Origin of the sequence: Alicyclobacillus acidocaldarius subsp. acidocaldarius DSM 446 (assembly GCF_000024285.1) — a bacterium.
GTDB classification, from domain to species: domain Bacteria; phylum Bacillota; class Bacilli; order Alicyclobacillales; family Alicyclobacillaceae; genus Alicyclobacillus; species Alicyclobacillus acidocaldarius.
In genome coordinates, this window is the sequence record NC_013206.1 from 1 (window position 1) to 21,640 (window position 21,640).

The 21,640-nt window shown below is 57.1% G+C and carries 26 protein-coding genes and 1 pseudogene; 4 read left to right on the forward strand and 23 right to left on the reverse strand.

The window, feature by feature from the left end:
* Window positions 1-211 precede the first annotated feature (211 nt).
* The 4 genes from AACI_RS14630 to AACI_RS17315 form a co-directional block, all read right to left on the reverse strand.
* Window positions 212-1,066, reverse strand: coding sequence for a transposase (locus AACI_RS14630; protein WP_012812153.1), 855 nt, complete (start codon window positions 1,064-1,066; stop codon window positions 212-214).
* 65 nt (window positions 1,067-1,131) lie between these two features.
* On the reverse strand, window positions 1,132-1,836 hold the full coding sequence (locus tag AACI_RS14635; protein ID WP_012812154.1) for a hypothetical protein: 705 nt from the start codon (window positions 1,834-1,836) through the stop codon (window positions 1,132-1,134).
* Between the two features lie 13 nt (window positions 1,837-1,849).
* Window positions 1,850-3,037, reverse strand: coding sequence for a helix-turn-helix domain-containing protein (locus AACI_RS14640; protein ID WP_012812155.1), 1,188 nt, complete (start codon window positions 3,035-3,037; stop codon window positions 1,850-1,852).
* A 26-nt stretch (window positions 3,038-3,063) separates the two neighbouring features.
* Window positions 3,064-3,324 carry a helix-turn-helix transcriptional regulator gene (locus AACI_RS17315; protein ID WP_081442669.1) on the reverse strand — a complete coding sequence of 87 codons (261 nt, stop codon included), beginning with the start codon at window positions 3,322-3,324 and terminating at the stop codon, window positions 3,064-3,066.
* Window positions 3,325-3,419: 95 nt separating this feature from the next.
* On the opposite strand from AACI_RS17315, the pseudogene AACI_RS17010 reads away from it, so the two are divergent.
* From AACI_RS17010 to AACI_RS14650, 3 genes and pseudogenes are all read left to right on the forward strand, one after another.
* Window positions 3,420-3,656: pseudogene (locus AACI_RS17010) on the forward strand (helix-turn-helix domain-containing protein); the annotation flags it as partial.
* Window positions 3,639-4,091, forward strand: a complete 453-nt coding sequence (locus AACI_RS17015; protein WP_394295661.1) for a LexA family protein — start codon at window positions 3,639-3,641, stop codon at window positions 4,089-4,091. The pseudogene AACI_RS17010 and the gene AACI_RS17015, both read left to right, overlap by 18 nt.
* 23 nt (window positions 4,092-4,114) lie before the next feature.
* Complete coding sequence (locus AACI_RS14650; RefSeq protein ID WP_012812157.1) at window positions 4,115-4,372, forward strand: hypothetical protein; 258 nt, start codon at window positions 4,115-4,117, stop codon at window positions 4,370-4,372.
* A 203-nt stretch (window positions 4,373-4,575) separates the two neighbouring features.
* Here AACI_RS14650 and AACI_RS17020 read toward each other — a convergent pair whose 3' ends face one another.
* The 13 genes from AACI_RS17020 to AACI_RS14700 form a co-directional block, all read right to left on the reverse strand.
* Entirely contained in the window at window positions 4,576-4,677 is a 102-nt protein-coding gene (locus AACI_RS17020; RefSeq protein ID WP_012812158.1) for a putative holin-like toxin, read from the reverse strand.
* Between the two features lie 74 nt (window positions 4,678-4,751).
* Window positions 4,752-5,243 carry a hypothetical protein gene (locus AACI_RS14655; RefSeq protein WP_012812159.1) on the reverse strand — a complete coding sequence of 164 codons (492 nt, stop codon included), beginning with the start codon at window positions 5,241-5,243 and terminating at the stop codon, window positions 4,752-4,754.
* Window positions 5,240-5,623, reverse strand: a complete 384-nt coding sequence (locus tag AACI_RS14660; RefSeq protein WP_012812160.1) for a hypothetical protein — start codon at window positions 5,621-5,623, stop codon at window positions 5,240-5,242. The genes AACI_RS14655 and AACI_RS14660 overlap by 4 nt, the downstream gene beginning before the upstream one ends.
* A 25-nt stretch (window positions 5,624-5,648) precedes the next feature.
* Window positions 5,649-5,813 carry a hypothetical protein gene (locus AACI_RS16620; RefSeq protein WP_012812161.1) on the reverse strand — a complete coding sequence of 55 codons (165 nt, stop codon included), beginning with the start codon at window positions 5,811-5,813 and terminating at the stop codon, window positions 5,649-5,651.
* A gap of 16 nt (window positions 5,814-5,829) precedes the next feature.
* Window positions 5,830-5,994, reverse strand: coding sequence for a hypothetical protein (locus AACI_RS16625; protein WP_012812162.1), 165 nt, complete (start codon window positions 5,992-5,994; stop codon window positions 5,830-5,832).
* Window positions 5,995-6,067: 73 nt separating this feature from the next.
* Window positions 6,068-6,913 carry a hypothetical protein gene (locus tag AACI_RS14665; protein ID WP_012812163.1) on the reverse strand — a complete coding sequence of 282 codons (846 nt, stop codon included), beginning with the start codon at window positions 6,911-6,913 and terminating at the stop codon, window positions 6,068-6,070.
* 17 nt (window positions 6,914-6,930) lie between these two features.
* Complete coding sequence (locus AACI_RS14670) at window positions 6,931-7,911, reverse strand: type II secretion system F family protein (protein ID WP_012812164.1); 981 nt, start codon at window positions 7,909-7,911, stop codon at window positions 6,931-6,933.
* A 4-nt stretch (window positions 7,912-7,915) separates the two neighbouring features.
* Window positions 7,916-9,349 (reverse strand): ATPase, T2SS/T4P/T4SS family, encoded by a 1,434-nt coding sequence (locus AACI_RS14675; RefSeq protein ID WP_012812165.1) that lies wholly within the window; start codon window positions 9,347-9,349, stop codon window positions 7,916-7,918.
* Window positions 9,336-10,385 (reverse strand): hypothetical protein, encoded by a 1,050-nt coding sequence (locus AACI_RS14680; protein ID WP_012812166.1) that lies wholly within the window; start codon window positions 10,383-10,385, stop codon window positions 9,336-9,338. Before AACI_RS14680 ends, AACI_RS14675 begins: the two co-directional genes overlap by 14 nt.
* Window positions 10,382-11,089, reverse strand: a complete 708-nt coding sequence (locus AACI_RS14685; protein ID WP_012812167.1) for an SAF domain-containing protein — start codon at window positions 11,087-11,089, stop codon at window positions 10,382-10,384. Before AACI_RS14685 ends, AACI_RS14680 begins: the two co-directional genes overlap by 4 nt.
* Window positions 11,090-11,100: 11 nt before the next feature.
* The gene (locus tag AACI_RS14690) at window positions 11,101-12,318 is read right to left on the reverse strand and encodes a hypothetical protein (RefSeq protein WP_012812168.1); all 1,218 of its coding nucleotides are present in this window, start codon (window positions 12,316-12,318) and stop codon (window positions 11,101-11,103) included.
* Between the two features lie 75 nt (window positions 12,319-12,393).
* On the reverse strand, window positions 12,394-13,704 hold the full coding sequence (locus AACI_RS14695) for a lytic transglycosylase domain-containing protein (RefSeq protein WP_245530842.1): 1,311 nt from the start codon (window positions 13,702-13,704) through the stop codon (window positions 12,394-12,396).
* A gap of 41 nt (window positions 13,705-13,745) precedes the next feature.
* Entirely contained in the window at window positions 13,746-14,381 is a 636-nt protein-coding gene (locus AACI_RS14700) for an HD-GYP domain-containing protein (protein ID WP_012812170.1), read from the reverse strand.
* A gap of 681 nt (window positions 14,382-15,062) precedes the next feature.
* On the opposite strand from AACI_RS14700, the gene AACI_RS14705 reads away from it, so the two are divergent.
* Window positions 15,063-15,332, forward strand: a complete 270-nt coding sequence (locus AACI_RS14705; RefSeq protein WP_012812171.1) for an SHOCT domain-containing protein — start codon at window positions 15,063-15,065, stop codon at window positions 15,330-15,332.
* Window positions 15,333-15,335: 3 nt separating this feature from the next.
* On the opposite strand, the gene AACI_RS14710 is transcribed toward AACI_RS14705, so the two are convergent.
* From AACI_RS14710 to AACI_RS14735, 6 genes are all read right to left on the reverse strand, one after another.
* Window positions 15,336-15,857: a hypothetical protein gene (locus tag AACI_RS14710; RefSeq protein WP_012812172.1), complete on the reverse strand. Its 522-nt coding sequence runs from the start codon at window positions 15,855-15,857 to the stop codon at window positions 15,336-15,338.
* The gene (locus AACI_RS14715; RefSeq protein ID WP_015759703.1) at window positions 15,854-16,381 is read right to left on the reverse strand and encodes a hypothetical protein; all 528 of its coding nucleotides are present in this window, start codon (window positions 16,379-16,381) and stop codon (window positions 15,854-15,856) included. Before AACI_RS14715 ends, AACI_RS14710 begins: the two co-directional genes overlap by 4 nt.
* Window positions 16,382-16,446: 65 nt before the next feature.
* Window positions 16,447-18,582, reverse strand: a complete 2,136-nt coding sequence (locus tag AACI_RS14720) for a hypothetical protein (protein ID WP_015759704.1) — start codon at window positions 18,580-18,582, stop codon at window positions 16,447-16,449.
* On the reverse strand, window positions 18,579-20,558 hold the full coding sequence (locus AACI_RS14725; protein ID WP_015759705.1) for a VirB4 family type IV secretion system protein: 1,980 nt from the start codon (window positions 20,556-20,558) through the stop codon (window positions 18,579-18,581). The genes AACI_RS14720 and AACI_RS14725 overlap by 4 nt, the downstream gene beginning before the upstream one ends.
* Window positions 20,521-21,291, reverse strand: a complete 771-nt coding sequence (locus tag AACI_RS14730) for a hypothetical protein (RefSeq protein WP_015759706.1) — start codon at window positions 21,289-21,291, stop codon at window positions 20,521-20,523. The genes AACI_RS14725 and AACI_RS14730 overlap by 38 nt, the downstream gene beginning before the upstream one ends.
* Window positions 21,288-21,638, reverse strand: coding sequence for a hypothetical protein (locus tag AACI_RS14735; protein WP_015759707.1), 351 nt, complete (start codon window positions 21,636-21,638; stop codon window positions 21,288-21,290). Before AACI_RS14735 ends, AACI_RS14730 begins: the two co-directional genes overlap by 4 nt.
* Between the last annotated feature and the right edge of the window lie 2 nt (window positions 21,639-21,640).

The following is a 21,640-nucleotide window of genomic DNA, read 5'->3' on the forward strand; positions in this document are numbered from 1 at the left end:
TTAGCACACGTTGGATCGCCTCCTTGCCCGTTTCCAAGCCGACTTTAACGCATCCAAGCATGCAAAACGCGCCATTTTCGCGCCAAAGTGCTCGACCGTTCAACTGTCGCTACCGTAGCACGCTCGGCGGATGATTTTGCGCCAAGTTTAGGCCAGATTGAGCAAATAAAAAGAGACCCGGACAATGCCGAGTCCCTTGTGTATTGAAAACTCAGTGCAGGTTCTGACGGATTTCCTCCACGTCCTTCGACGACAAACCCGTAATCTCCACGACTTCTTGCACAGAAGCTCCTTTACGAAGGAGACGATGTGCAATTTCCCGGGCTTTTTGTAGCTCACCTTGTTGCAACCCTTGTTGCAGCCCCTTCTGAATCCCCTTCTCCTCAAACTCTCGCTCCAACTCCCTCAGCAAATCCGTCATCTCTAGCACCCTCCTTAGCTGCTCCTTTTGCTCATCCGCCATCACACGCCCGCTGAAGCCTAATATCAGCGCCGCCAGGTAGTTCTGTTCGTGCACATCCGGCACGCGCTGTACAACCTCGACAATCTCCCCAAACGCTTCTTCCCGCGTTCGGCGCTCAAAACGCATGTGGAACGCGAACGCAAGGCGCACCCGGTCTTCCTCCGTCCACTCATGCGCGGCCAGGTGACGCTTCACGGTCTCCAGCGCACCGTCACCGTCCATGTGGCCCAGGTACACGTTCTCGACCGCGTACCGCATGCTCCCGGCGTCGAGCTCCGACGGCGCCTCGGTCACGTCGCGCGTGTACAATATCACCGTGCGGATCGGACGCTTGTAGCGCTCCGCCATCGCCCAATCGTACGTGCCGAATCGGTACAGGTTCGGCTCGCGTGTGGTCTGGAACTCGAGATGCAGCAATCGTCCATCGGCCAACTCCAGCATGATGTCCGTGAACTCCTGCCGAACTTCGACCGTTGGCAACTCAGTCGGCAAGGCCCGTACTACGTGCGCATCGTGAATGCCGATGACCGACAACACCTCGCCCGGCAAGGCGTTCGTCAAGTGCTTGGCAACAATATCGTTCCCGCTTCTCGCGATTCTCATCGTAGCCTCCGTTTAACTCCAGTATACCGCGGCACTCCCATGACGCGCGATGGCCAACTTTGCCGCTATGACCATAGTTCTCGTTGCTCCAAGCGTATCACGCGCGCCGTCGCCTTGCCCGGCATCATCGGCACACGCTTCGCCGCCTGCATCAATTCCGCCAACTCCCGTTCCTTGAGCACCGTGCTCAACATCCGCCCGACATGGCCGGCCATGTCGCTGATCTGGCGATTGAGCGTCCGCGACGACATGTGCAGTTCCATCGCGCACGCTACAAGCTTTTTGCCCTGCTGATACCGCAACCGGAACAGGTCCCACCACTCCGTACCCTCGACCGCCTGCTCAACAAGACGCATGCGCTCGTCCAGCGCCCGCAACGATTGCCGAACTCGCACCTTCGTCTTCAGACTCGACGCTTTGATACGCTGGCGAGACTGCCACAGCACGCGATAAAGATTCAACGCCGCGTACCCGATGTCCTGATACGTCGCGTCATCGAGCACTTCCGGGTCTCCTGACGGAGGCTCCGGCGGCATTGGCAAGAGGCACGTCTGCTGGGCTTCGCGAGCGTCCTTGACACGCCCGTGCACCAACTGCCAGCCTCCCGCGCCCTCTTGCACGTAGATCCGCAACACTAACTCGTCCAAGCGAACCCCGATGGCCTCCATCGCGCCACGCAGGACCTCCACGAACGTATCAGGCGCCAGGTCACACGCCACCGTGTGTTCGCTCGTCGGCCCCATCAGAGCGTAGGTGTAGTGCCCCTCCATCCCTGTCACCTCCTCAGCCGTCCGGGAAGAGTTCGTAAAACGCCGCATACCGCTCGTCACGGATGCGCTCCCTGCGTGTCGGCTGGGATGTGCGAGTTCGGCTCGTCCGGTGAGGCGACGGTGAAGGTTGAGGTTTCACGCAATGTTCGCGATACTCGGCCCAGTTTACAGCCTTGACGGGCTGTCGCTTGGCGATCTCCGCTGCCCAGCGCTCCTTGATGACCTCCGCGCAATACGCGAAACTGCGCGGGCGTCGGTCGGCAAACGTGGCGAACGTGTAGTCAATGCCGGCCAGGATGAAATCCATGGGCACGCCGCTCGCCGTGAGTTCCTTGAGTGCCCGGTAGTCGTTGCCCTTGGCGAAGTAGGGTCGTCCCAGGTGCATCGTCATGCGCTGGTCGATGGCCATGTAGGGGTCGTCCTCATTCGTCCAAGCGCTTGGAGGAGTTGCACTAGGCAAGCTGGTGTTGTATGTATGCGTCGGTGTCTCATCTGTCGCTGAGATTTCGGCAGGCATGTCCAACAGGTCAGGGAGTAGGCCTTGCTCGAATTCCTCGATTTGGAACACGCGCGCGTGCGCGCAATCTTCGTCTTCTACATCATCTTTAATCTCTGTATGTAGTCTCTGGTATTGCTGTCCACGAAATGGACTCCGAAGTCTACTTTCGAGACTCCGAAGTCCATTTTCTTGACTTCGAAGTCCACTGAATGGACCTCGAAGTTCATTTTCTGGACTCCGAAGTTCATCCTCGACAGAGACAAGGATATCGAGCGGTACCCGGTATCCCTCTAAGGAGTATCCAAGCTGCATTAAATCCCTTTGAATATTCACGATGTTGACCCTATACTGGTACGTCTTATCCATTTTGTTTTGAGGATTTCGCCGTTGCTCAATCCATCCAGCATCAACAAGCGACTTGAGGTGATTACCGATTGCAGTTTTTGACAGGTTCAGCATAGTCTCTTCCGACAGGTCTTCTGCCTTTTTGTAAATCCACCCCTGGCGCAGTTCAATATTCAAATCGTCCCCGACATCGCGAGCACGTTGCTGCTCCTCAAGGATAAATAGATCGAAATCCTCTACGCGTTCCGACCAGTACAAAAATTGATTAAGCAATATCGCTTTAATGTAGTCGCCAGTGAGCACAACGAGTTCCTCTTTAATGACTACACGCTTTAAGCGGATAGGTCTTTGTTGCACGATACCACCTCGTTCATTGACAGACGTCAATTATCTGTAGTAAATATATCTTCAAAAGGAATGTTATAATATTTAAGTATCTTGGAAACAGTCTTTCTTCCTGGATTTCTTTTTTTGTGAATAAGAAGATACATCATCGAAGTGGATATCCCTATATCTTTGGCTACCTGCTGAATAGATACATCTTGAAGGTAGCGCTTGATAAACTCCTCTCTTAAATGAATCATGTTCTGATCAAGCCTCCAGGATTCAATTTCCTTTTGACAAAGGTCAATATAAAGCCTCATTTAACTTTTGTCAACACTTTTGAGGAACGAGTATTTATCGAAGTTAAGGGCGCTACCTACACTGAACTTAAACTACGGTTCAGGTGGGTGCGTTTGTGTCTCAATTTGGTCAGTATCTCCGAAAACTCCGTAAGGAACGTAACTTGACGATAAATCAATTAGCGTTGTACTCAGGCGTGAGTTCGGCATTAATCTCTCGAATTGAAAACGGCCAAAGGGGTAGGCCTAAGCCTGATACACTGAAGAAGCTAGCTTCTGCCTTGAAAGTTCCTTACGAGGATTTGTTATTACACGCAGGTGTCCTGAATGAGCAAATCAGTCGCACGTCTGAATCTCGTGATCTAAAGCCTGTTGACCCGTCTTGGTATAAACGTCAAGTGCCCATCCCTGTTCTCGGTTCCATCCGCGCTGGCACACCCGTGGAGATGTTGGCCCTCAACAGTTCGGAATTTGTACTAGTTGATTCGGACCTCCTTGGAAATCATGAGGGGTTTGCGCTCGAAGTCGTCGGCGACAGCATGATTGGGGACTACATCTTTCCAGGGGACTTGGTCATCGTCAAGTATACGTCCAACTTCTCACCACAAGACATCTGTGTTGTAGCTATCAATGGGGAAGAAGCCACGCTCAAACGCGTCAAGTGCCAAGGAGACATTTGTATCCTGACACCAAGCAATCCCTCAATGGAACCGATGGTCTACAATTCTGTCGATGTTCATGTCATAGGAGTCGTTGTCGAAGTCAGAAGACGATTACGTAACAAATAACTATGTTTGTGGGAGGATTCCAGATGTCCAATCACGATGGAAGTTACATGCTCAACGAAGTGATTCGGACCATGATGGACGAAGGGATAGAAGAGCAAATCGGGCGAGACGCCTTTATAAAACTCATTAAGAAAATCATTGAAATTGGACGCCATCACGACTGCAATAACGGCGAAATTCTTGAAGATCTGGAACATCTAAAATTGTGCTATCTGTGTCTCCATGAGTCGGACGTACTAATCGACGGTGTATGTCCGACATGCGATAAGAAATTTTCGTAAGTTCGTCGCTGGTTTCACGTTTGCACTTTTCCGTCTGACATTGATTGACGTATCAATCCCCTGTGTTACACTTAAACTGAAAAGAGCGCCGGAGTTCACGGCTCCGACGCTCGGGCACCGACGCCTGGGCAGTGTCCCTGCCCGTCAGTTAAGCACTAGCGAGCAAGAGACCGCCCCATCGGCGCGAACCTAATGGGGGCGGTCTACTTGCGTACTAAGGCAAGAAGCAAAGCCACGACGAGCGTCAACAATGTCACGATGAATGACCCAAACTGGATCAACGACAACAAGTCGGCTACAGTCATGGCCCCACCCCCTCCCCATAACGGGCAGGGAGCGGCCCCCAAGGTGGTGCCTGTCTCCAGTCTAGCACAAGCCTCTACGAGCCAGCATAACTCTGCACCATTGGCACCGTAATCGTGAATGGTGGAACATTCGCCGCGTAACTCGGCATCGTGAACTGCACCACCACGACCATCGAAGGCGCGTCTAGCGTCTCGTTGATCCCATACGCGCTGTTGACGTAGTGGTACGGGAACGTCGTATTGCTCCAGTCGTAGAACTCCTCGTCCAGGATCTTCGGCGCAACATGGAACGTCGAATTCGACAATGGCTGGAGCGTGTTTGGATCCAGGCCAAGGTTGTTCGCAAGCGTCATCCGGAACGTCTGGGCTGCCTCGGTCTGGTCAAATATCGGTTCACCATTTGCCGTGCTGGACGGAATCACGTCCTCCACCGCGTCCTGACTCGCGAGCACCATCGCATTCACGATGCGGTGATACACCACCGTCTCCATCTCCAAGTTCAGCACCTGCTCATGCGTCCAAAACTGCAACACGACAAGGGATAAGGCCATCAAGATCCACTTCATGACGGATTCAACGCCTCGCTATCCGCGCTCTCATACGCTGTGAGCGTTGCCTGATTCGATGCAGGCGCCATCGAGAACAGGTTGATGTGCGTAGGGATGGAGATCTGGATGTCAATCGGGTTCCCGCGCGTCGTGGGAAGCGTGGTGCCTTGCACCTGGACTTCCGAGACCGGATAGCCCAGGTGCGTCGCCACCGCCTGTTGGATGTTGGAGAGGTCGGTCGCCGAGAAGTAACCCTTGATCTTCGCCTCCGAAATCGCCGTTTCGGCCACCGCCTGCAGATACTCCAACCGCGCGCCATTGATGACATCCATGTACGGCTGGTAGTTCCACGACAGGATGAAGAAGAACATCAGCGCGAAGATGATCGCACTTCTCATTCGACTCGACCTCCCTCTCGCCCCATCAGCCGCCCGACACAGAGCCTTCCGCGGACGTAATCTGCTGTCCCGTAAACGACTGCACATTTGACTGCTGTCCCGCGCTCCACGTGTTCATCGCGACCGTGCCTACGACGCCGCCAATCAAGACGAGAAGCGCGACCACAACGCCGACAATGGGTGAGTTCATGTGTCATCCCCCTGTTTTAAGAATTGGAGCGAGACGCGAGATTCGCGGTCGGCGCATTCGCGAGGGTCGACACCCCGGCTTGTCCGATTTGCGCGAGTTCCTGCTTACCGAACCTCACATTCGTCACCGCCAAGCCGATCACGATGACCATCACGAGCAACCCGATGATGATCTGCCGCATCCTCCGCGCCTCCTCTCATGCTCCACGATACGGTTTGAAAGCGAGCATTTTACGCCAAGAGTGCGCCATATTTTCATCCACCTGCACTCGCGCGCATGAGTGCGCCGGCGTAGACTTGGATGACGACCATCAGATCGAAACTCGTCGCTCCAAGTCCGAGCATGGTAAGCGCCGTCGCCAAGATGGAGCGCGTGTTCAGGTGCGCCCGGAAGGCGGCAATGCGGTCGGCTCGGAATCGCTCCAGGTTCGTCTGGAGGACATCGAGCGCCACGGCGACGCCTGCCTCCTCGATCTCGATGAGCATGTGCGCCAGCGCCTTCGCTTGGGACGTTCCCACTTCATCGCCAAAGCGTCGGAGTGCAACTGCGGGATCATCGACCCAATCATGCAGGCACCGCTCCAAAAACGGGCTTAAGACAGGCACACGGTGCAATTGGCGGCGTAACATGTCATACACCCCGAGCGGTCGCCCTCGAAACGCGACCGCCTCTTGAAGGAGCAGGCGGTAGAGGAGATAGAGCGCCTTGTCTCGCTCCAACGCCGCCTGCTTTTGCAGGGCAAGGAAGCCGTAGTACATCGGGAACGGACGCCGATACTCGAGCCCAAACCATACGACGAGCGGAAACAACATCGGCAACAGCCGTCCGTGGAGAAGCCCCACGACTCCCATAAGCAAAAAGACGAGCGTCAACCCGATTCGCAGGTAGTGATACTGATACGCCTTCAGCGTGAGGCCGCTTTTCCGCAGCAACGAGACGAGCTGCTCGTCTTCGAGCCTCTTCCGCACCCGCATCTTGGCTCCATACCACCCGGCCGCAATCCGCGCGCGTGTCCGTATTCCGGCATACTCACCTTGCCCTGCCCCCATGACCAGCAGCACGCTTGGAACGAGTCCCAAGGCTAAAATCACGTAACCCATGCCGTTGTCACCCCCCTTCAGATGTCCTGTTTCGGCTTGTAGAACGTGATTCCGATGATGAACGAACCGAGCGTGGCAAGAAGGGTCAAAAGGAACCACGTGAAGCCTGTCGGATTCGCAAACTGGTACTGGAAGATGTTCCGCGACACAAAGAGGTAGAAGAGCACCATCATGACCGGCCACATCAGAAACGGAACACACGAGATGAGGAGCGTGTCGATCCGGGCCAGGTTCTGCGACTTGCGCGCGTCTTCAATCTCCTGAAACTCCTTGTGTAAAAGCGCTAAACTCGCTTCCACGTTCACGCCGTCCAACAGGGCATGCTCGATGTCACTTGCGAGTTGCGCCGCCCACGAGGTTCCGAGCTCCTTCACGAAGCGATGCAGGGCGCGCCTCGCATCGTCAGGCGTGGTGTAATCCGTCAGTCGGTCGGTCAAGCGCGCCACCGCCCGCCGAATCGGGCTTGGCGGCAGATGCTCCACCGTCGATTGCAGCGCATGCAGCATGCTCCCATGTTGCTTGCGATACTCCGGCACGATGACACTCAAGAGCGTGCCGATGTCGTAGGAGTTCCGGATGCTCATGTGATAGCGGCGGATTTGGAGCACGCCGTACGGTGCGACTACGGTCAACGCAAACATGACAAGCGCATAGAACGGGTTGTGCGTCACCACAGAGGTGAGCACACCCACGATCACGGCCGCCGTGACTGAGCCCACGATGAACCGCGACACCGCGTCACGGTGCGGACGTTTGAGCGTGGCCTGCAAGAGCGTTTCGAGGTGGTCATGCCAGCCCATCCACCACGGCAACTGCGTTGTCTGTCGGCCGCGAAACCCCTCGCTCACGCGGAGGAGCTGCCGATGCCCGATGCCGTAGTACGTCCGCTTCGCCCACGCCCATCCATCTCGCCAGACCTGCTCAAACAGCCACAGGAGACCCGCACAGGCCACGCCATACAAGACGATTTGCGCAAGGGTATTCAGCGCATTCGCCACGATGTCACCCCCCAATCTTCACGCGACGCTTGGCCTCGCCCTGGAATGGATACGCCGACGCCAAACGCTGAAACTCCGCCTCAAACGCCGCCAAAACGTCCGGGTACGTATCCTCCAAGCGCGCCCGCATGGACGGCGGAATCTCCGCGTGGAACGTCCAAGTATCTGTGGCGCGGTGATACTTCATCCACGTCGTGACCGTGTAGGATTCCGTCTCATGGTCGAATTCATAAGCGTAGACGCCCGTCACAATCTTTCGCCCCGTCGGGTCCTCCCACATCGTGATCGCGACATCGAGGCTTTGCGCCGTGCGGATGTAGGTCGCCCGATAATCCCGGCTCGGATTGTTCTCGAGTGCCAAATCCGCAAGCTCTCGCGGGATGTTCGTCACGTACGGACTGTGATAGCTTGCCAAACATCCGTTGCCGCGCTCGCGCGACAGGATGAGCAAATCGACCTCACTGCTTCGGATCTCCGGCACCATCATGTAGTGCGCGTCCGACCGTAGAAACGCCGGGAATAGGGATGCCATCTCATCGAGCGGTGACTTGAGCGCAATGATCCGTCCCGCGCGTTCTGGAAAGTCTCGCTTCAGATGGGCCTCAAAGGTGCCGCGTTCCACTGTCACCACTTCGAGATTCGGATCGCGCGCGCCAAAGATGACCTTCAAGAACGTGGTCTTCCCCGACCGTCGAATCCCGGTCGTCACCATCGTGAGCATGAGTCGGCTCAGGAGCTTCCACCACTCGACAGAATCGGCCGGGATCGTGCGCATCTCAGCCTCGTGCTCGAACGTGTAGCGATGGAAGGTGTATTGCCGGAAGACGAGCACGTACGTTTCCGACAAGGGCGGTGCGAAGATCGTGACGCGCGTGCCATTGAGCATATCGACCTGCGTCCAATGATTCGTCTGATTGACCTGGTTCGCCGGGTCGCGCAAGGTGAGCGTGCGCACCAACCGCTTCACCTGGTCGATGGAGTCAAACGCGAAGGGTTGGAGGACCTTCGTGTTTGACCCCTTGACGCCAAACAGGATCTGCGTTCCATTGACCGTCGCTGATTCCGTAGGATTTGCAAACCACACGCTCATGGGCCCGAAGCCGAGCGCGTGTTGAAAGATCGCTTCCGGCAAGTCCGGGTAGTACCGCGGATATCGCGTGTTTTGAAACTCGGGACGTTCCCGCAAAAAGTCATGGATGCGGTGGATAAAATACTGCTTCGCCGCCTCATCCCCGATGAGCGCCCGGTATTTGCGGTGCAGGTACTGCGAGTCCACGTCGTCTTTCCCGCCGACTTCCTCACCGAGGTACTGCTGAAACGCCTCGATCACTCGGTCAAATGGCACTTCACCGTAGTCTTTGGCCCGCTCGCGCTGCGTCTCGAGCACATACCGATCCGCGCGAAAGGGCTCGCTTGGCAGGAGCTCATGCACGGACACTCGCAGCCACCTCCGGGGTCACAGGCGTCGTCATTGCCGATTGAGCCAGGGTCTCGACCGCCTTGCGGAAGGTCTTTTCCGCCAGAAACACCTTCATCGGCTCTGGTGATTGCTCCGCGAAAAGGTCAATGGACGGGTAATACGGGATGGATGTTACCTGCATCAGCCCCACCGACTTCGCGAGGCTCCCCTTGCCATGCACTTGACTGCCCACAAGCATCAGGTCGCTTGGCTCAACACCCAAAGGCCGCAGAATGTAATCCATCTGCCGCAGGAGTTGCCGCTGGGTCGCCACCAGGTCATTGGCGATGACGTAGCGGTGCGTGGCCGCTTGGAGACCTTCGAGCGCGAGCGCCGTGTTGAGCGCGCTTCCCACGTCCAGCACCAACACCTCAAACTGTGACTGTGCCACGCGGAGCAGGTGTCGGACGTGCTCAGGCATCACCGCCAGTGCCCGCGTTTGGTTTTGCAGTCCCGGCAGGTACTTCACGCGCAGCACAAACTCCATCGCGGCCTGCAGGGTCTCCGGATCGAGCTTTTGCTGCGCGAGATAGGACAGAATGTCGTCCAGATGATGTTCTGCCCCTGGCACCATGACCGTGCCTGGGTCATAGGCGTTGAGGCCCAAGACCCCGACGGACTTGCCATGCTGTGCGGCCAAGACGTGCGCGACGGCGAGCGCAATGGTCGTGGTGCCAAGTCGCGGGTACACACCCCAAAACGCGAGGATCGGCGTGGATTGGCCTTGCCCGATGGCTTCGTCCAGATAAGACTGGACGCGCGAGACATGCACGAGACGGATGTTGTGTGCCGCTGCAAACGCGGTGAGTGCGGACGTGAACTCGTCCACGATGTAGGTGATAGGCGTCTCGGAAAACCACTCTCGAATCTCGTACAGCTCCGTCTCCGGCACACGCTTGGCATCGAGCAAAAGGGCGTCTACCTTACGGCCCTCAAGCGCATGCCAGTCTTCCGCGATTTCCACGCGCCCGGTAAGTTCCCTTTGAAGCGACTCACGAAGTCCCACCGCGATCACTTCGCCCCACCTCCCGTCCGGTTGTCGTCCGACACGCCCACGATGAGCAGCTGATACTTCTGCTGGATCAAACTCGCCAAGGCCTGCGCTTCCGCGGATGTCATCTTGACATCGACGCTCGCAGGCACACCGCTTCCGTTCCCACGTGCCCCCACCGATTGCGGCGCCCCCGTCTGTTGCGACGTCACCTCGGCGTTGTTATCGGTGTGTACCGATAACACGAGGAGATGTTTGAATTCGGAGGCCTCGCTGGTTGTGGTCAACATCCCTACGTTGTTACTTCCCGCTTGCGGCTCGGCAATGGGAATCAGATCAACGTAATCCCCTTGGCGAAGCGTCTCCGACACCGACGCAATCCAAGTTGAAGGAATCGGCACATCCTCCGTGCCGGGGGTAATCGTGAAGGGATCGGGCTCGGTATCAAGCGCGGTCAACACCTGATTCTGGTCGACCGGTTGCGCCGTGTATGTGCCCATAAGCCCTTCCGCGTTCGTAATTGCGTCGGGACTTACCTCGCTTTTCGGTACGCGGATACGCTCGACATCTGACGCTTGAATGGGAGTATCCGCAGGCAGCTGCGTGCGCGCGACGTACACCCATTCACTCGTAAGCATCGGGGACACGAACTGGTTGTACGCGATGCTCCCCCCGACGCCGACCACGAACAGCGTGGTCGCAAGGGTGTATCTCACCCAAGACTTCATCTCCTCGCCTCCTATCCGACGCGTGCAGGTAACAGCGGTGTCACCACGCGCTCGGTCAATTCGTGTAACTCACTCGTCAAGGTCGCGACGTCCGGAAACTGCCCCGCCCAAAGCGCTTGTTGCATCATCTCGGGTGCTAGATACGGCACCTTCACCGCGTCCTCAAACAAGTCCTCGTAGTGCGCGTAACGTGTCCATTTGTTGAGCACCGTGACCATGGATTCACCGTATTTGGCGCTTAGCGCCCGGTACTGGTTGCCGAGTTCGGCAATCGAGAGAAACGTCGGATCGCAATCGAGCACGCACACGATGCGGTCCGCCACGCCTAAAAGCATCTCGCTTGGCGCTTGTGCCCCCACGTCGACGAGCGTCACCGGCTTTCGCATGTGCCGGAAGATGTACTGCACCATGGGCTGGCCGTAATCCGCACTCCCAATCCAACCAGGCGGCAGAGGCACCAAATCCACCCCATCCACCTCGATTTCTTGTCCCACACCGTCCGCCGTCCAGTGCCGATAGTTCTCGGCCGGCATCCGTGCATCCAGCTGAAAGTAGTCCCACATCCGCGGCCAAGGCCTGGGATGCTCGATACAGGCCACAGAGCGCGTGGGCAGCTGTTTCGCGAAGAGCTGCGCGAGCAGGTACGTGATCGTCGTGACCCCTGCGCGCGGCCACAGGCCAAGGACCACGACAAGCCGTGGCTGCACAACCTGCAACCGTTCGGGTGCAGGCGGACTCGGCTTGCCCCATCGCGGACGCCGCCAGCGTGGACGAAAGGGCGCTTCATCCTGCGTAGGCTCGTCCACATCCGCTTTGGGGGTCTCGACCTCAACCACCACCGGGTCTTCCCGTGCCAAGTGCCACACCGTCTCGTCCACGTATGCGCGCACGTCGAGCGGTGTCCGCGGATGTTCAATGAGGTCGTCGAGCACGCTAAGTACGACTTCATCTCCGAAAAACGCGAAGTCATACACACCAAGCGCACACAACTGCCGCTTCCACTCGTCGGTTTCGTCCTCTTTCGAGCCGACAAAGATCACGCGCGCACCTTCTTGTCGCGCTCGATGGATCACCTGGAGTTGTTCCGCACGATGTGGAACCACCCACGAGGAGAGGAGCAGGATGTCCCCTGGCGCAAACGACGTCTCAAGCACTTGCTTGTCGTAGACGAGCCATGTGCTTTCCGCGTAACGCTCGCGCAGGTCCGCCGGAAACGCGAGATAAAGCATGGCGCCACCTCCCTTGGCCTTTCGCTGTCATGCTAGCGCATGTCTAATCCTTTTTTACGCCAACTTTACGCCATCTTAGAGACTGCCGAAGTACGGTTCCAAAGCCGGGATCCACTGCTGCGTGATCGCCGCGACGTACTCGAGTGTCTGGCTGTTCTGCGCCACCGTGTAGCCCTGTGATAGCGCCTCTTCTTCAGCACCAGGACCGGCGTTGTAGGCGGATAATGTCTCGTCCACGTTCTCGTTGAACTCGTGATAGAGCTCCGATAAGAGCTCCGCGCCAAGCAGAATGTTGGTCGTAGGGTTGGACAAATCCGCGTACCAGTTTGACCCGACAGGTACACCGTTTATCGTGAGCCCTGCTGCCGTACTCGGTTCGACTTGCATCAGCCCCATCGCCCCGGCACTCGACGTCAACACGTGTCCGGTTGGATCCAACTGATTCCCGCCTGATTCCTGGTACATGACGCCCGCGATGAGCACGGCCGGGATGTTGAACATTCGCGCCGCGGCCTCAATTTCTGCCTTGTAGTGCAGGATGTTTTGAATCGCGTTCCCGCTTGGCAATGCTGTAGATACGTGCGGAAGATCGGTCACCACAACGCCGTCCGGAAACAGCACAGACGTGACCATCTTCTGCACTTCTGGATCTGAGATCGTGTAGTCGATGGCCCCGATGAAACCTGCTAAGATGTCCTCATCTTCTTGGGACTCCTTGATGTGCGTGTGTTGCGCCGTCGGGATGTGCGCGAACAGATTCCATACGCGCGACCAGTCATAGGTCCGCTTGGATGACGCAAGCTCAATCTTCTTCGTATACACGCCATTTTGGGTCGTGCCTGACATGGACGTCACCCACTTGTACGTGTCCACGAGCGTCCCGTCCCACGTATTGGCCGTTTGGAGCATCGTGACGGGCGTGTCCACTTCATGGGTAACCACATGACAGCCGTTCTTGCTGCACACCGTCTGGTACGTGATGGTCACGTCGATGTAGGTGTGCCACGTGTACACAGGCGCCAGGTAGTCGTAGTATTCCTGGGCGTTCGGCGGGTTGAGGTTATTGATCATTTTGCCGATGCCCATGAGCACCGCGGCCGGCAAATCAACCTGTTGCTGCTCAACCTGCGCAATTTGCGATGCGGAGAGTCCTTGTTGCCACTCATCGGCAACCTGTTGATACGTGTTTTTGAGCGCTGTTTCCCTTGCCTGCGTGGCGTTGGATAGCACGATGTTCCCGTTTTCCACCGTGCCCCTCCCATTCGCCTGATAATCTCCCACGAGAAACCCCAACAGCGACAACGCGACAACAAGGAGCGCCAGATAACCGAGTACGCCGCCGAGTCCAAGCGATAGGACAAGGCGCTTCACCAGCCACGGAAACACGTCTTTCGGCTCGGTTGGGATGCGAAAAAGTCCGATGCGCTTCATATGGTCACCAGCTGCCTGTACGTTTGCGCTTGGACAAGCTCAAGAAAGGCCGATTCAACCTCCAAAAGGCCTGTCACCAGCATCCCGTCAAAATCCAGGAACATCCCTTCGACGAGCGCCTGCTTCACCTGGTGCCACGATTGCCCTGGTTTGTACGGACGCGGACTAAGTCTTGCGTCAATCACATCCACGAGATGCACGACCCGCGCAGCAAGCGGAATCTCCTCGCGACATAAGCCTTCCGGATACCCGTCCCCATCCCATCGTTCGTGATGATAAAGCGCGACCTGCTGCGCGAGCTCAAACAACCCACCGTCTAACCCACTATAGCGACGCGCCAACTCCACGAGCATGTCACGGCCGTACACCGTGTGACACTGCACGTACTGCCGCTCCGCTGGCATCAGTGGCCCTGGCTTGCGGAGGATTTCTCGCGGAATCACCACTTTCCCCACATCATGCACGAGTGCTGCGAGCGCCAGACGCTCACATGCGGCAGGTGACCACCGCAGGACGTGCTCTCCAACGAAACGCGCATAGGTGGCGACGCGCTTCACGTGTCGATCCGCGTCAGGCTCGCCGTATTCGGCGACAAAAGCGATGGATTCGAAGAGTGACGTCAGCGAATGCACGATGATCATCTCCTTGTGCGATCAGGGTAACGGGCAAACACCTCCATATCGCGCCAACTTTACGCCATATAGAACGCAGAGAAACACTTGAAATATTCGGTTAGGAAAATCTATACTTGGACTGTGAACCCGTCCTTGGTTCCTCGGCTCCTCATGTGCTCGACTTGCACCCGCGGCGCATGAGGAGCCGGACAATGAGAGGGCAGGTTCCACACCCAGGCATTCTGCACTCCGCACTATCCTGGCCCCGCTGTCGCGAGACACCGGGGCAGGTCGTCTGATTTCGCAGTATTCCACATGATGATCTATGTGGTATAGTGGGGATGAGGATACGGCGCAGTGTCCATGATAAAATCACCCACCAGCGTGTATACTGGTGGGTGGGAAGGCCTGCAGCGCATGCATCGGGCCGACATATTTCGGTGCAGGGCAACCAGCCTATAACCCGGCCAGGTTATTTGTGGGGCTGGTTGTCTTGTTTATGGGAAGCAGGGTCTCGCTCGATCTCAATGCCCAAGGCAAAGATTCCGAGCAAACGAAGCCACAACTTCAACCTCCGCACCGCGCCACCCCCTCTGCTTGCAAAGTCCCTTTGCAAGCGCTGCAAGGCCTCACAGCGGGGTGGCCGCGAATGCATGCACTGGTTGGGGCATGTCCCCATGCACGTAGGATAGCACATCCATGTCGGTCTTTGGGGTGTCGCGTATGATGGGCGGCTATGGTTTTGGCATGATGGGCCTTTACTGGTTTCTCTCCGTCCTCATGCTCTTAGCGGCAATTGTCCTTGTGATTTGGGCGATTCTCCGTATGAAGCCGTTCGGCTCTCTCGCCCAACACGAACCGTATGACCGCGCGGTTGAGACTCTGCGTGAACGATACGCACGTGGCGAGATCAGTCGGGAAGAATACCTCGAACGGTTGGAAGACCTACAAGACCACCGGCGTTCGTAACCCTCATTTACTTGATGCTTTTTTCGCCTTTGCCCGTCGCCACGGCAGCGTCCTATCCAACACCGCTTCAATCCGCTGTTGCCGTTCTAACCACTCCGCCCACCCAGGCATGAGCGCCAGGTCCGCTTTGTCGAGCGTCGACATCCACGCGATCCGACGACGGCGCTTCTTCCAGAAGTGGCGAATCGTGAGCCATCCGACTACCGTCCAGCCGAACGTCGCCGCCCGTGGCCACGGAAGCGGAGCCCATATTGCGTAGGCCAGCCATAGGCCGTAGTACGAATACTTCCGACCGCGCTCCTTGATGACCTCAAGTGCTTTCTCGTACTTGAACCACTCAAACCCCGAGAAGAGCACGCTGAGCAAAATCATGAGGATATAACCGGCCGGCACAATGCTCAACGCGATGAAGCCCGGCATCCAAAACGGGATCATGTGCCACACATGACGGAACAGATGTGCTTCCGCCGGGCTGTATGGGATCTTGAGATACCAATGATGGATGAAGTGCCATATGCCTCTCATGCACGGTCACCTCGTTTCTTTCCCCGCTTGCCCTCGAATACGATAAACCGCTGTTTTCTCCTTTCTGGTTCGATTGCCTCATACATCGCGTTCACTCTTAACTGAAAGTCCCTGAACTCGCGCCGCCGTTTAAACTGCTCCCATTCTGCACAAGTGAGTCCCTTTTCCAGATGTTCGTCTGCTTGATACGATCCGAACTCATCGATGAGATGGACCACCCATCCAATCGCCAACATGCCAAAGACAATGAGCATGACTGGAATGCAACATAAGTCCACAAGGATTTCGACTCCTGGATACGGTAGCGCAAACCACATCGCATAAAACATCACGAGTGCCCAGAAAAACATTCCAAACCAGCGACTAAACACTTCAACGGATCCATCACTTGCTGGAATGTCTTCGTAATACCTCTGAGGATATTCTCTTGCCCACATGAAAAGCGTCCCGTACCATGCGATGATTGCTGGCGACCACCAAGGCAACATGTGTCGTAGATGCATGAAAAACACGCCTGGATGCATGTGGATCACCTCGTATCCCAGCATACCACGGCGTGTTTACGGACGTAGTGTGATTCAGACCTAAGTTATCGGCGATACATGATCGCGTTGCGCGCGTCATCCAGGAACGCTTTGCTCCGCTGTGTTTGCACCTTATGCGGATCCTTTGGTTTCTCGAGAACCAAACGCCCGGCTTCCACGGCTTCTCGCGCCTTCCGGTCAAGCATCGCAGGCCGGTACGCCGTGAAGGCCTCCCGATACGCCTGCCTGGCCTCGGGCGACCACGTGCCTTGATCGCGAAGGTGCTTGCCATCCTCCCACTTGGTCTCCGCTTCTTGTAACAAGGACTGAACGGTCGACGAATCGAAGCCTGAACGTCGCAGCTCAGCAAGCCATTGTGCTTTCGCAGCCTCATACCGTTTCTCGGCCTGCGACAATGGCAGTTGCATCTGTGCGTGTGCCTGCCCAGTCGAACGCCCGCCACTCGCCGTAGACGGTGAAGTTGTTGACGCGTTCGAAGGCGAACTGGGAGGTGTGACGTTCGCAGGAGCTGACATCGCAGGAGATGTCGTACCCGACGTGGGGTCTGCGTTTGCACCTGTGGTATTCATCCACTCACTCACAAGGCTCGGCAGACGCGTTTTCAGCTGATTGAGTTCTGCAACTTCCCGCAAGTTGGCGCGCAACGCTTCTAACCGCTCGGTCCGGTTCTTATCATGGGTCTGATACTTTTGTGCCAAACCTGCCGTTAAATTGGACACTCCCGTAATAGACTTGCCAATCCATGGTTTGTCTCCCCAATTGCGCTTCGCGTAAGACGCAACACGTTCTGCCGCACTAGCAGTTCGCCGTGCCACACGTCCTGTCGTGCCGCCATCGTTTTGATATCCTTGCCATGACGTTCGAAGCCAGAGTCCAGTATGGCTTTGCGCGAATCCATCCTTGAGACTTCGCGCTGCATCCGCGAGTGCGCCTACCGTATGAGATTCGTGCCGTTTTCCTACACGTTGATTTCCACTGCCCAGACCCGACCTAGATGGGGCAGTTTCTAAACCGGCGCCTTCTGACCGCAGCACATCTCCCTGAGAACCTAGCTTTTGCTGCATCATAACATCTTCAATCGACGCCCCAGATCGAAAGGCACCCGCATGTACCTCACTTTTTGTTTGAATCGCTTTTTCCGCTTTACCGCGCATATAGCGGTTATCCGCTGCATGCGCCATCTTCCCAAGCGTTGCCCCCGTGGCCTTGGCCGTGCCGGTCACCGCCACCTTCCCGGCAAGGTCTCCCGTCACAGCCGACGCCCCGACCATCGCAAGATTGCCCCAACGCATGCCGTGATCCGAGCCGATGAGCGACGCTCCGAATGCCTGGGCTACCACATCAATCAGCTTGCGCACGTAGACCGCGGACGACAGAAGCCCAATCGTCCCCGCCAGGGCCACAAACACGTCCTCCGCTGTGAGCGCCGTGCCGCTGGCCGGGGACGCCACCGCGCTCGCCACCCCGTACACGACCGCTTGGCCAAGCGGCACGGCCATCTGGTACACCCATTCGACCCACCACGTCTTCGTGATGCCGCGCGTCTTGTCGTTGGCGTAAAACGCCATGGCGAGCGGGAAAAAGAGCATCCAGACGTAGAGGAACACCTCGCGGAATTCGTACACGATCCACACGATGAACGCGAGGAGCGCCTGAAGGAAGTTCACGATGCTGTTCAACAGCGCCTGTCCGCCACTTGTGCTGAGCGGCGTCCATTTCTGCGGCGCGCCTAGGTGCAAGAAGTAGTCGCTCGCGTAGTAGAAGAGCTCGGTCACGAGAAGCGCCAAGTGCTGGCCCTGCCAGATGAGCAGGGCCGATACGACAAGGCCAACCACGCCTTGTTTCATCCTCTCCCGCTGCACGGCGCTTTCTCTGGCACCGGACACCTGGACGACGAGCAGATACACCGAGATGAGAAAGAACGACCAGCCGAACACCCAAAACGCTGCCGCAAAAGGTTCGAGCGTCGCCACGGCGTGCGAGTCCATGACATCGGAAAAGCTCCCCGTACCCCAACTGGGCGCACTCGATGAATTGTGGAAGTATCCGCCGAGGATGATGTTCCCCATCACATCCGGCGCCAGGTTGTTCCCTGCGGCCACCGTGTGATTCAACAGTGACTGAAGCCCGTTGGCAAGAGCGTTGATGAGATTGGCGATAAGCCCGGCGAACCAGTTCACGCGAGCCACCTCCGCTGCATGGCGAGTTCCGCATCCGACTGCACAAACCGCGTCGTGAAAAGCTCGAATTCATCCGCGAACGGAATGAGCTGGTTGTAGAACACCTCGCCACCGACCCACCAACGGGCTTGCCCATCGCGGAATGCGATGAGCTCTTCGAACTCGTGCTCTTCAAGGCCGAAGTTCTCGATGACCGCTTCCTTGTCGAGCTTGTCCTGACGGAGCAGAATCTTCGTGTCAGAGTTTTGCAGGATCGCCCGGCCCTGCTCGCTCTCCGCGAACTTGCGGAAGTCCTGGCTGGCAGCCACCGCGGAACCCGAACGCTTGCGGATACGCCGGAAGACGTCCTCCATGAAGATCGCGTGATAGAGATGCTCGAGCATCTTTTGCGCTTCGTCAATAACCACGCGCTTCTTCAGATGGACGTTCTTCTTGATGAATTTTTCCATGATCCACTCGAGCACGACTTGCATGCCGAGGAGGCGGGCCATGGACTTCTCCGGCAGATGCGAGAGATCGAAGCTCACGACCGGCACATCTTGCAGTTCGACATTCGAGTAGCAGTCGAACATGCCCTCCGTTCCGCCTTCGCGAAACCGGCGCAGGCGCATCGCCAACTCTTCCAAGCGGGAATCACTCGCCGCCCGCTCTTCAAGCTTGACGTAGAAGTCCGAGAATCGCGGCTGAGGCCGTTTGACACGCCGGACAAGCCTGTCTCCCTTTGCGTCCCGCTGCCACGTCTCATGCCGCTCATACAAACTCTCCGGGTCGGACGTGAACCCGAAATCCCGCTCGTACAGCTCCTGGAGCATGTCGTTAATCGCGTTTCGCGTGTACGAGTCGAGGAGATCGTGGCCGGCATGCAGATGCGCCATGCTGACAATCAGGCGCTCCATGTCGCTGATCTTCTCTTTCACGTCCACAAAGCGCCGGATTGTCCCGTCCGCCTGCTTTTCTTCTTCCTCTTCGAGCTCGAACGGATTGAACTTGTAGGGCGAATGCTCATCCAAGCGAATGACGACGCCACCCAAGGCCTGCACCATGGGCGTGTACTCGCCCTCGTAATCGACAATCACATGACGAATGCCCATGGCCGCAGAGCGGGCCACGAGACCTTTCACCAAGAAGCTCTTGCCCGCGCCCGCCTTGCCGATGATCACCCCATTGGCGTTGACAAGCTTCGGGTGCCAGGCATCGTAGCGATTCAAGTGACCGCTTGACCAGTCGACGCCAATCGGTACGCCGTACTCATGTGAGAAGCGTGCATTGGTGAACGGAAAGCTGTTTGCCAAGGCACTTGCGGTCATCTCGATGGGATGACGAAGGGCGTTTTCGCCAATCGGGGCGACTGAGCGAAAGCCGAGGTCATGTTCTTTGAAGGCCTCACGCAGCAAGAACCCCTCGAAGCCTTCACGCTCAATCCGCTCACAGGCGGCCTCGAACTCCTGTCGATTCGGCGAACTGACTGCCAAGATGATGGTGGCATAAAAGATGCGCTCGCGGCCAAGCCGCAGTTCTTCGCGCTCTTTTTCGAGCAATTGATACTCCTGTTGCAGGAACGCAATCTGCTTATTGGTGCCCGCCTTTTGCTCTGCAAGGATTTCGGCCTCGATTTTGGTCATGAGCTTCGTCCGCTTGGCCATAGCCACTGCGGAATCCGCAGGTTCAACGTGCAAGGAAATGTGCACGTCCGCTCCAACGCGGAAGAAGCGCTGAAAGTACCCGAAATGGACGGTGGAAGGCAACCCCGTCACGTAGTATGTCTTCGTGTATCCGCTTGGCGACACGTAAATCTCACTCGCGCGCATCTCGATCCCGTCAGCGAGCGTCATGAGATCGTGGAGTGTTGGTGCGTGCTCCCCAATGACGCTCGGATCTTGCGCGAGAACGCGTTTCTCCTTTTGGCGTCGCAAATGTGCTCGCAGCCAAGACCAGCGCTTACGCTTCTTTTCCTTCTTCTTCTTGCGTGCGAACAAGGTCACTCACCTCCACGTCGAGGCCGTCCACCCGCGGCGCGTGTGTCCGGCGTCTCACCGCATCGCGATAACGCTGACTTACGGCCCGCTCCCGGTTCCAGAAGTTCTGTACCGCCTCGACCACTTGCACCGGCTCAAGCACCTCATACGGCAATCCCATCGCAGACAGTCCAGACTCGACGAAGGACTGTTCCCGTGCCAAGCGCTCGAGTTGCAGTTTTTCGTCCTCCCCACCGACTTTCGGCAACACGCCGATCACGATGAGATTCTCACGGTCCGTGCGAGGCTTCATGGCTTCCTCCCGCAGATACGTCTTCAAGTCCTCCGCGTACGCCGTGAAGGCCGGATTGTCGTAGACCTTGACGGACTCATCAATCGTCGATTCGGCGTACGCGACGAAATCCGTGTAATTTGCGCGCCGTGCCTGGACGGAAATCTGGAACGGATTGTCGAGACGCATGAGCATCGCCTTAAACCGTTCGCGCACCGCCACGATTTCGTCCATCGACATGGCGTACAGGTTGAGATCTCCCACGCGAATCAGCCGCCGAAAACGTCCATTCACGATGACCGCACCCGACTCATGAAATCCCTCGATGGGCAAGAACTCCTGAAGCGACGGTGTGACCTTTCGTTTGCTTCGCCGTCCTTGTCCTTGCTGCTTACGCTGATCCCGCAGGATGAGGATGACCAACATGACCGCAAGGGCTGCGCCCAGTACGATGAACTTCACCGCGCTCCCCACCTTTCCGCCGCGCGCTTGCGATGGACGCGAATCCGGAACTCACGGTCATAGAGAATGAGCTTGGGCCGTCTGGCGTAACGGAACGAGAGCCACAGCCACTCGGCAAGGGGCCGATTGGCGACCGGCACCTTCGCGAAGACAACGCCTGCCCCTCCCCACAAGAAGAGCACAAGAAGTTTGGGCTCATGGAGAAGCGGCAGGAGAAACCACGCAAGCGCAGCCATCGGGGCCGTGAGACAGACCCCGATGGAAAAGTGCGCGATGTGCTTGGTGCGAATACCAAAGACGAGCGTTTCTCCTTCGGTCATGGGAATCGGCGAATGAACCTCCAGCATGG